Here is a 4643-nt window from a genome sequence, read left to right as displayed (position 1 = left end):
AACGCACCCGCCACCACCGCGGCAGCGATCTCACCCTGCGAATGACCCACCACCACACCCGGCTCCACACCGGACGCACGCCACACCTCCGCGAGCGACACCATCACCGCCCACAACACCGGCTGGACAACGTCCACCCGATCCATCCACGCATCACCCTCGACGCCCCGAACCACCTCCAGCAGCGACCAGCCGTCCACGAACGGCGCCAACGCCGCCCCACACTCCGCCATCCGCCCAGCGAACACCGACGACGACTCCAACAGCTCCACCGCCATCGCGGCCCACTGCGAACCCTGACCAGGAAAGACGAACGCCACCCGGCCCGCCGAACCGCTCACGCCCCTGATCTGACCGGCCGACACGCCGTCGGCCGCCAGGGTCTCCAGGGCCGCCCGGAGCTCGGAACGGTCGGCGCCGACGAGCACGGCACGGTGTTCGAAGGCAGCTCGGGTCGACGCCAGGGCGACACCGACCGCCTCCGGCGCGGTGTCCGGTTCGCCGTCCAGCAGGTCGAGCAGCCGCTGGGCCTGGCCGCGCAGCGCGCCGGCCGTGCGGGCCGAGAGCACCCACGGCAGACCGGAGGTGAGCGCGACCAGCGGTGCGCCGTCCTGGTCCGCCGCTTCCACGGCCTCTGGTTCCGGGGCCTGCTCCAGGATGATGTGGGCATTGGTGCCGCTGAAGCCGAAGGAGGAGACCGCCGAGCGGCGTGCCCGCCCGTTCTCCGGCCAGGGACGGGCTTCGGCGAGGAGTTCGACGGCGCCGGCCGACCAGTCGACGTGCGAGGACGGCTCGCCCACGTGGAGGCTCTTCGGCAGCACCCCGTGCTGCATCGCCAGCACCATCTTGATCACGCCGGCCGCCCCCGCCGCCGCCTGGGTGTGGCCCATGTTGGACTTCACCGAGCCGAGCCAGAGCGGACGGCCCTCCGCGCGCCCCTGACCGTAGGTGGCGAGCAACGCCTGTGCCTCGATCGGGTCGCCGAGGGTGGTGCCGGTGCCGTGCGCCTCAACGGCGTCGACCTCGCCGGCCGTCAGCCCACCGCTCGCGAGCGCCTGCCTGATGACCCTCTGCTGGGACGGGCCGTTGGGCGCCGTCAGGCCGTTCGACGCGCCGTCCTGGTTGACGGCACTGCCGCGGACGATGCCGAGCACCGGGTGGCCGTTTCGCCGGGCGTCGGAGAGCCGCTCGACCAGGATCATGCCGACGCCCTCGCCCCAGCCGGTGCCGTCCGCGTCGTCCGAGAACGCCTTGCAGCGGCCGTCGGCGGCCAGGCCGCGCTGGCGGCTGAACTCCACGAACGTGCTCGGCGTCAGCATCACCGTCACACCGCCCGCCAGCGCGAGCGACGACTCGCCGGTGCGCAACGACTGACAGGCCAGGTGCAGCGCGACGAGCGAGGAGGAACACGCCGTGTCGATCGTGACCGCCGGCCCCTCCAGGCCGAAGGTGTAGGAGACGCGGCCGGAGGCGATACTGCCCGAGGTGCCGGTGCTGATCTGGCCCTCGGCTCCCTCCACCGACTGCTGGAGCACCATGGCGTAGTCGTTGTACATCACGCCGACGAAGACACCCGTGCGGCTGCCGCGAACCGTTCGCGGGTCGATGCCGGCCCGCTCGAAGGCCTCCCAGGACGTTTCCAGCAGCAGCCGCTGCTGCGGGTCCATCGACATCGCCTCACGCGGCGAGATCCCGAAGAACCCCGGGTCGAACTCGCCCGCCCGGTGCAGGAATCCGCCCTCGCGGACGTACGAGGTGCCTTGGTGGTCCGGGTCCGGGTGGTAGAGGGTCTCGACGTCCCAGCCTCGGTCCTCGGGGAAGGCCGAGAGCGCGTCCCGCCCGTCGGCGACCAGTCGCCACAGGTCCTCGGGCGATTCGACCCCGCCGGGGTAGCGGCAGGCCATGCCGACGATCGCGATCGGCTCGTCGTCCAGGGCCGTGCTCACGTCGGCGGCGGCCTCCGGCAGCGCACCGAGCAGCTCGGTGCGGAGCTGCTCGGCGAGCGCGGCCGGGTTCGGGTAGTCGAAGACGAGGGTGGCGGGCAGCCGCAGGCCCGTGACGCCGTTGAGGCGGTTCCGCAGCTCGACGGCGGTCAGCGAGTCGAACCCGAGGTCCTTGAAGGCCCGGTCCGGATCCACGGCGGCCGCACCGCCGTAGCCGAGCACCTCCGCCACCTCGCCGCGCACCAGGTCGAACAGCAGGGTCTCCCGCTCCGCGGCACCGAGCGCCGCCAGCCGAACGGCCAGCGCCGACCCCGCGCCGACCCGGGACCCCGCGGCGGTGGCCCGGCGCAGCGGCGCCCGGACCAGCCCGCGCAGGACCGGCGGCAGCATGCCCGCCTCGGCCTGGGTGCGGAGTCCGGCGAGGTCGAGGCGGATCGGCACCAGGACGGCGTCGTCGCGGTCACCGGCGGCGTCGAGCAGGGCGAGGCCCTCGGCCGTGGACAGCGCCTGCACGCCGCCGCGAGCCATCCGCCGCACGTCCGCGTCGCCCAGCTCTCCGGCCATACCGCCGCCGTCCTCCGCCCACAGCCCCCACGCCAGGGACTGCCCCGGGAGACCCGCGGAGTGGCGGTGCTCGGCAAGGGCATCCAGGAAAGCGTTCGCGGCGGCGTAGTTCGCCTGACCCGCCGCACCGAACACCCCGGCCGCGGAGGAGAACAGCACGAACGCGGCGAGCGGACGGTCCTTCGTCAGCTCGTGCAGGTTCCACGCCGCATCCACCTTCGGACGCAACACGGCATCCAACCGCTCAGGCGTCAGGGACGGCACGATCCCGTCATCCAACACACCCGCCGTGTGGACGACCGCGGTCAACTCCACACCCGCCAGCACCACGGCCAGCGCGGCACGATCCGCCACATCACACGCCGCGAACGACACCTCCGCACCCAGACCGGCCAGCTCCGCCGCCAACTCCACCGCACCCGGGGCCGCTTCGCCACGACGCGACACCAACAACAGACGACGAGCCCCGTACTCCACCACCAGATGACGGGCCACCTGCCGACCGAGCGAACCCGTCGCACCCGTCAGCAACACCGTCCCCGCAGGGTCCAACGCCCGCAGACCCACGGCCGGGGAGTCCGTCCCGGCGGCCCGCATCAGCCGCCGGGCGAAGGCCTCGCCGGCGCGCAGGGCGAGGTCGGGCTCCTCGGCGTCGAGCGCATTCGGCAGGGCCTGCAGCGAGGCCGGGTCCTCGTCCAGGTCGATCAGGGTGATCCGGCCCGGGTTCTCCGACTGCGCCGAGCGCAGCAGGCCGTGCACCGCGGCGGCCGCCAGGTCCTTGCCGGAACTCGCGCCCCAGGTGACCATCACCAGGCGGGAGTTCGCCCACACGTCCGCTGCCAGCCACTCCTGCAGCAGCGCCAGGGTGTGCCGGACAGCCGCATGCGCGGCGGCCACCGGATCGGGGCCGAGCACAGTGGGGACCGGGAGCACCAGGATGTCGGGGACGGCCTCGGCCGTTGCCACCGCAGCCAGACCGGCGAAGCGGACCGCACCGGGCAGGCCCAGCCCGTCCTCACCCAGCACCCCGATCGACCCGGCCGACGCGGAGGACGGCAGGACCACCGGCAGCCACTCGGGGCGGAACAGCCAATCCTGCCGGCCCCCCGCCAACTGCTCAGGGGCGAAGGGCCGCAGGATCAGGGTGCCGACCTCGGCCACCGGCCGGCCCGTGCCGTCCGCCACGGCCAGCGACACGCCATCGGCGCCGACCGCGCCGATCCGTACGCGCAGCTCGGTCGCGCCGGCGGCGAACAGCGACACGCCCGACCAGGAGAACGGCAGCCGCCCCTGGCCGGTGTCCTCCAGCACCCGGCCCGCGCCGACCGCGTGCAGCGCAGCGTCGAGCAGTGCAGGATGCAGGCCGAACGATGTCGCCTCGGCCCGCGCGTCCTCCGGCAGCGCCACCTCGGCGAAGATCTCGCCGTCCCGCCGCCACGCCGCCCGCAGGCCCTGGAACACCGGCCCGTACGCGAACCCGGCCGTGGCGAAGGCCTCGTACACCTCGTCCACCGCGAGCGGCTCGGCACCGGCCGGCGGCCACTCGGCCAGGTCGAATGCGGCAGACGTACTCCCGCCGGTCGCAAGCACACCGGCAGCGTGGCGCGACCACGGCTCGTCCAGCGGTGCATCCTCCGGCCGGGAGAAGACCGCCACCGACCGGCGGCCGGAGTCGTCCGGGACGCCGACGGAGAGCTGCACCTGCACGGCACCGCGCGGCGGAAGCACCAGCGGCGCCTCCAGGGTCAGTTCCTCCAGCAGACCGCACCCGACCTGGTCACCGGCCCGGACCGCCAGCTCGACGAACGCCGTGCCGGGCAGCAGCACGCTGCCGGCCACGGCGTGGTCCGCCAGCCACGGGTGGGCGTCCAACGACAGCCGCCCGGTGAACACATGGCCGTCCGCGTCGGCGAGCGCCAACGAGGCACCGAGAAGCGGGTGGTCGGCCGCCCCGAGGCCGGCGGACACCACGTCCCCCACGAACCCGCGCAGCGGCCGCGGCCAGAAGTACTCGTGCTGGAAGGCGTAGGTGGGCAGGTCCACCCGGCGGGCACCGGTGCCGGCGAAGACGGCCTGCCAGTCGACCTTCGCACCGAGCACGTGGAGTTGGCCGAGCGCGGTGGTGATGCTCTCCGG

General features: G+C 73.9%; 1 protein-coding gene. It reads right to left on the bottom strand.

Annotated features, from left to right (window positions below):
• Positions 1 to 4643 (bottom strand): type I polyketide synthase (locus ACZ52J_RS42675; protein ID WP_465626815.1); only part of this gene is annotated, 4643 nt, incomplete at both ends.

The sequence above is a fragment of the Kitasatospora sp. NPDC034035 genome, from assembly GCF_055575755.1.
The sequence above is the reverse complement of the archived record's forward strand: the minus strand, read 5'-3'. Positions and strand labels throughout refer to the sequence as shown.